Source organism: Streptomyces sp. NPDC059080 (genome assembly GCF_042739975.1).
In the GTDB taxonomy this organism is placed as follows: Bacteria; Actinomycetota; Actinomycetes; order Streptomycetales; family Streptomycetaceae; genus Streptomyces; species Streptomyces benahoarensis.
Genome location: NZ_JBHYGX010000052.1, coordinates 1 through 5013, shown reverse-complemented (window position 1 = coordinate 5013; position 5013 = coordinate 1). Strand labels below are relative to the sequence as shown.

At 73.1% G+C, this 5013-nt stretch carries 6 protein-coding genes; 1 reads left to right on the top strand and 5 read right to left on the bottom strand.

Annotation, left to right across the window (positions count from 1 at the left end; genetic code table 11):
* Positions 1 to 138 precede the first annotated feature (138 nt).
* The 4 genes from ACFWWQ_RS26970 to ACFWWQ_RS26955 form a co-directional block, all read right to left on the bottom strand.
* Positions 139 to 1155 (bottom strand): SigB/SigF/SigG family RNA polymerase sigma factor, encoded by a 1017-nt coding sequence (locus ACFWWQ_RS26970; protein ID WP_384601229.1) that lies wholly within the window; start codon positions 1153 to 1155, stop codon positions 139 to 141.
* A gap of 16 nt (positions 1156 to 1171) precedes the next feature.
* Positions 1172 to 1585 (bottom strand): anti-sigma regulatory factor, encoded by a 414-nt coding sequence (locus tag ACFWWQ_RS26965; RefSeq protein ID WP_143940718.1) that lies wholly within the window; start codon positions 1583 to 1585, stop codon positions 1172 to 1174.
* Positions 1586 to 1870: 285 nt separating this feature from the next.
* A complete protein-coding gene (locus ACFWWQ_RS26960) occupies positions 1871 to 2374 on the bottom strand; it encodes a GNAT family N-acetyltransferase (RefSeq protein WP_384601226.1) in 504 nt (167 codons plus the stop codon).
* 167 nt (positions 2375 to 2541) lie between these two features.
* Positions 2542 to 2802 (bottom strand): UBP-type zinc finger domain-containing protein, encoded by a 261-nt coding sequence (locus ACFWWQ_RS26955; RefSeq protein ID WP_384601224.1) that lies wholly within the window; start codon positions 2800 to 2802, stop codon positions 2542 to 2544.
* Positions 2803 to 2873: 71 nt separating this feature from the next.
* Between ACFWWQ_RS26955 and ACFWWQ_RS26950 the strand changes: the two genes are divergently transcribed.
* Entirely contained in the window at positions 2874 to 4472 is a 1599-nt protein-coding gene (locus ACFWWQ_RS26950) for a Na+/H+ antiporter (protein WP_384601221.1), read from the top strand.
* 51 nt (positions 4473 to 4523) lie between these two features.
* Here ACFWWQ_RS26950 and ACFWWQ_RS26945 read toward each other — a convergent pair whose 3' ends face one another.
* Positions 4524 to 4757 carry a hypothetical protein gene (locus ACFWWQ_RS26945; protein ID WP_384601218.1) on the bottom strand — a complete coding sequence of 78 codons (234 nt, stop codon included), beginning with the start codon at positions 4755 to 4757 and terminating at the stop codon, positions 4524 to 4526.
* Positions 4758 to 5013 lie beyond the last annotated feature (256 nt).

Below are 5013 nucleotides of genomic sequence, written 5' to 3'. Positions count from 1 at the left end.
CCCACGCGCGGCGCGGGGTCAACACCCGGCCCCCCCGGCGCGCGGGGCGAACCGGCCGGGCGGCCCCCGCGGGGCCAGGGGCGCGGGCGGCCCCCCCCCCCCCGCCCCCCCCCCCCTCCGTCTGTCACGGCCGGGTGCTCACTCCTCGACGAGGAGCCGTTCGCGCAGCTGGGCCAGGGTGCGGGCCAGCAGCCGGGAGACGTGCATCTGCGAGATGCCGACCTCCTGGGCGATCTGCGACTGGGTCATGTTGCCGAAGAACCGCAGCAGAAGGATCTTCTTCTCCCGCGGCGGCAGATCCTCCAGCAGCGGCTTGAGGGATTCGCGGTACTCCACGCCCTCCAGCGCCTCGTCCTCCGCGCCGAGCGTGTCGGCCACCGCGGGGGACTCGTCGTCGGTGTCCGGGACGTCGAGGGAGAGCGTGGAGTAGGCGTTCGCCGATTCCAGGCCCTCCAGGACCTCCTCCTCGGAGAGCGACAGATGCTCCGCCAGCTCGTGGACCGTCGGCGCCCGGCCGTGCCGCTGGGACAGCTCGGCGGTCGCCGTCGTCAGCGACAGCCGCAGCTCCTGGAGACGGCGCGGCACCCGGACCGCCCAGCCCTTGTCCCGGAAGTGCCGCTTGATCTCGCCGACGACGGTGGGCGTCGCGTAGGTGGAGAACTCCACGCCGCGGTCCGGGTCGAAACGGTCGACGGACTTGATCAGGCCGATGGTCGCGACCTGGGTGAGGTCGTCCAGGGGCTCGCCGCGGTTACGGAACCTGCGTGCCAGGTGCTCGACCAGCGGGAGGTGCATCTGCACCAGGGTGTTGCGCAGCTCCGCGCGCTGCGGGGAGCCGTCGGGGAGCTCCCGCAGCTCGTAGAACATCGCCCGTGCGCCGCTGCGGTTGTGCGGGTCGTGGGCGTGCGCCGGTTCGTGGGCGTGCGGGGGCTCCGGAGCGCCCTGGGGCTCCGGGGTCTCCTGGGGCGGACGCGGCGTGTGCTGCGCCCGCTCGCCCTGCTGCTCGCTGTCGTCCATGTGGTCCGCCCGCTCTGCCTGCTCCGCTGCGTCCGGCCGGCCGCCGGGGTCGTCCGCGCCCGTCGGGTGCGGCCGGGCCTGCTGGTCCGGGATGGTCGCACCCGGCGCGATCCCCGCGCCGCGTTCGAGATCTTTCACGGGGCCCCCTGTTCGGTCATGACGGTCCGGGACCGGCGCCGCGCTCCTTGTAGAGGCTGATGGTGACCGTACGGTCCTCGGCGACGGCGGAATCGACCTTGCCGGCCAGCGCGGAGAGCACCGTCCAGGCGAAGGTGTCGCGCTCGGGTGCGCGGCCGTCGGTGGTCGGCGCCGAGACGGTCACCTGCAGCGCGTCGTCGATGAGACGGAAGACGCAGCTCAGCACGGAGCCGGGGACGGCCTGCTGGAGCAGGATCGCGCACGCCTCGTCCACCGCGATACGCAGGTCCTCGATCTCGTCGAGGGTGAAGTCCAAGCGGGCTGCGAGTCCGGCCGTGGCCGTACGCAGCACGGAAAGGTAGGCACCCGCAGCGGGCAGCCGGACTTCCACGAAGTCCTGGGTCCCGGGCTCGCCTGCGATCTGGGACACCCTCACCTCCAAGGTGGCACAAGCTGGATTGAGCTGATACGTGTTGAGCTGACGTGCGTGGCCACGGTGCCGCTCCGGTCGATCCGCCGGTTGTTCCCGCAGGACGTGGCGATGGTGCGGCGCAGCACATGGTCGGCTGTGACGCTACCGCGATCCGCGGGCCGGTGTCGCCTGGAAAGAGCATGGCTGTCGTCCGGAATGCGAACGGATCCGGGGGCTCCCGAAACCGTTGTCGTCACTCATTGTAAACATATGAGTACGTACAGTGGCTAGGGGTTGGGGGCGTCAAATCCTCGACGGTGACGCTCCGTTGACCCGCGTGGTGTCCGCGAGGGCGTGCAGTTCCTTTCCAGTGAGCCGGAAGACCGTCCATCCGTCCATGGGCTGCGCGCCGATCGACCGGTAAAAGCCGATGGACGGTTCGTTCCAATCCAGGACGGACCACTCGAAACGCTCGTAGCCGCGGGCGACGCAGATCTCCGCGAGCGCCGCCAGCAGCGCCGTGCCGTGACCCGCGCCGCGTGCTTCGGGGCGGACGTAGAGATCCTCCAGATAGACACCGTGCGTGCCCGTCCATGTCGAGAAGTTGCGGAACCACAGGGCAAAGCCCACCGGCTCGCCGTCCTCCTCCGCCATCAGCGCGAAGGCGGCGGGCTGGGGGCCGAAGAGCGCCTCGGTGAGCTGCGCCTCGGTCGCCTGCGCGGCCTCGGGGGCGTGTTCGTACGTGGCGAGTTCGTGGATCATGGCCAGGATGACGGGGACGTCGGCGACGGCTGCTTCGCGGATCATGCCGCCAGGCTAAACCGCGCCGGTGACAGCCCGGCAGGGAGGCCGGGAAAGGTGCCCGGAGCGCCACCGGGCGGGGTGCCGGAGCGCGACCGTGACCCGGGCCGGGCGCGCGGTCCGGACCGTCGCGCGGCGGCCGTGGAGCGCCCCGGGGCCGGGCCCCGCCGCCCTCACACCAGGAGCTGGTCGGTGAAGCACCACCGCCAGGACTCGCCCGGCTCGAAGGAGCGCATCACCGGGTGGCCGGTCCGCTCGTAGTGCGCCGTGGCGTGGCGGAACGGCGAGGAGTCACAGCAGCCGACATGGCCGCAGACCAGGCACAGCCGCAGCTGGACCGGGTGGCTGCCCACCTCCAGGCACTCCGGGCAGGTGTCGCTCAGCGGGGCGGGTTCGGCGCGTGGCAGATCATGGACGTGCACACACTCGCTCATGATGGCCAGGGTAGAACGGCGGCGCCGGAGGCGGGCCGCGCCGGGGTGTCAGAGGGGTACGGGACGGGCCGATGGACATCATGCCGTTGCTGTTGCTGATCGCGGGGAGTGCCGCGGTCGCCGCGCTCGCCCGGCGTACGCCCGTACCGGCGCCGCTGCTGCTGGTCGCCGCCGGGATCGCCGCCGCGTACGTCCCGGGGGTGCCGGACTACACCCTCGACCCGCACATCGTGCTGCCGCTGGTGCTGCCGCCGCTGCTGCACTCCGCGGCCCTGGAAAGCTCCTACCTGGACCTACGGGCCAACTGGCGGCCGGTGGCGATGCTCTCCGTCGGCTACGTCCTCTTCGCCACGCTCGCCGTCGGCCTCCTCGCCCACCTGGCCATCCCGGATCTGCCGCTGACCGTCGCGCTCGTCCTGGGCGCCGTGGTCGCGCCGCCCGATGCCGTCGCGGCCACCGCCATCGCCCGCCGCGTGGGACTGCCCGGCCGGATCACGACGATCCTCCAGGGGGAGTCCCTGGTGAACGACGCCACCGCCATCACCGCCTACAAGGTGGCCCTGGGCGCGGCGGTCGGCGCGGGCGCCACCTGGGGCGGCGGGGCCGAGGAGTTCGCCGTCGCCTCCCTGGGCGGTATCGGCGTCGGCCTCGTCCTGATGGCGCCGCTGCACTGGCTGCGCCGCCGGTTGCGGGCGTCGCCGCTGCTGGAGAACACGCTCTCGCTGCTCATCCCGTTCGTGGCGTACGCCGCCGCCGAGCAGATCGGGGCGTCCGGGGTGCTCGCCGTGGTCGTCGTCGCCCTCTACCTGGGGCACCGCTCCTGGCAGGTCGACTTCGAGACCCGGCTCCAGGAGGCGGCCGTGTGGCGCATGGTGTCGTTCCTGCTGGAGTGCGCGGTCTTCGCGCTGATCGGGCTCCAGCTGCCGGTGGTGCTGCGCGGTCTGGGGGAGTTCAGCGGCGCGCAGGCCGCCGTGTACGCCGCGCTCGTCTTCGCGGCGGTGGTGGTGGCGCGGTTCGTGTGGGTCTTCCCGGCGACGTATCTGCCGCGCGCGTCGGCCCGTATCCGGGAGCGGGAGCCGGACGTCACGGCCGCGGCGCCGCTGATCGTCGGCTGGGCCGGGATGCGGGGCGTGGTGTCGCTGGCCATCGCCTTCTCCATCCCGGCGACGGTGCACGACGGCGGCCCGTTCCCCGCCCGCAACCTGGTGCTCTTCCTGACGTTCACCACCGTCATCGGCACCCTCGTCGTCCAAGGGCTGACGCTGCCGCCGCTGATCCGCGCCCTGAAGCTGCCCGGCCGCGACGCGCGTACCGCAACCCTCGCCGAGGCCCAGGCGCAGAACGAAGCCTCCCGCGCCGCCGAGGAACGCCTTGACGCCCTCCTCACCGACGACCGCAACGCCCTGCCCGGCCCCCTGGAGGACCGGCTGCGCACCGTGATGGAGCGCCGCCGCAACGCCGTCTGGGAGCGGCTGGGCACCGTCAACGAGACGACCGGCGAGACCGCCGACGAGACGTACCGCCGCCTGGCCGGCGAGATGATCGACGCCGAACGCCGCGTCTTCGTCCGCCTGCGCGACGCCCGCCGCATCGACGACGAGATGCTGCGTACCCTGCTCCGCCGCCTCGACCTGGAGGAGGCGGCGGCCTATCGGGAGGAGCGGGGGTGAGGGGGCGCCGTCGGCCCGGGCGGCCGACGGCCGTACCCCGCTCCGCCCGGTCTACGACCGCAGAAACGCGTCCCCGTGCGCGCTGATGTGTGCCTCCAGCGCACTCAGCGCGTTCCGGGTCGCCTCCGGGGAGCCGCTGCCGCTGTGTTCGGCGTAGTAGGCGGTGCCCAGCTTCTTGAGGAGGTCGTTGCCCGCCCGGTGCTGCTGGACCTCGTCCACCTTCTGTTTGCCCTGCTCAAGGGCGCTTTGGGCCTGCTCCTTGGCGCGGTCGAGAAAACCTGCCATCACTGCCTCCTGTGAACGATCGGTCTCGTCGGGATCAACGGCCCGTCCGGCCGCCGGGTTCCCCGTGCCAGGCTCGGGCACCCGGGCGGGGGGCGCGAGGCGGGCGGGCCGTTGGGCGGGCCGGGGCACGGTGCCGGGCCGCGCGCCCGGGGCCTGGGGGGGGGGGGCCCGGGGGGGGGGGGGGGGGGCCCCCGGCGGGGGGGGGGGGGCCGGGGGGGGGGGGGGGGGGGGCGCGGAGAAACAGGCAAAGATATGG

Bases quoted from the DNA above. Each gene is read 5' to 3' on its own strand.
- ACFWWQ_RS26960 (WP_384601226.1), bottom strand. From the start codon at position 2,374: ATGATCCGCGAAGCAGCCGTCGCCGACGTCCCCGTCATCCTGGCCATG.
- ACFWWQ_RS26955 (WP_384601224.1), bottom strand. From the start codon at position 2,802: ATGAGCGAGTGTGTGCACGTCCATGATCTGCCACGCGCCGAACCCGCC.
- ACFWWQ_RS26950 (WP_384601221.1), top strand. From the start codon at position 2,874: ATGGACATCATGCCGTTGCTGTTGCTGATCGCGGGGAGTGCCGCGGTC.
- ACFWWQ_RS26945 (WP_384601218.1), bottom strand. From the start codon at position 4,757: ATGGCAGGTTTTCTCGACCGCGCCAAGGAGCAGGCCCAAAGCGCCCTT.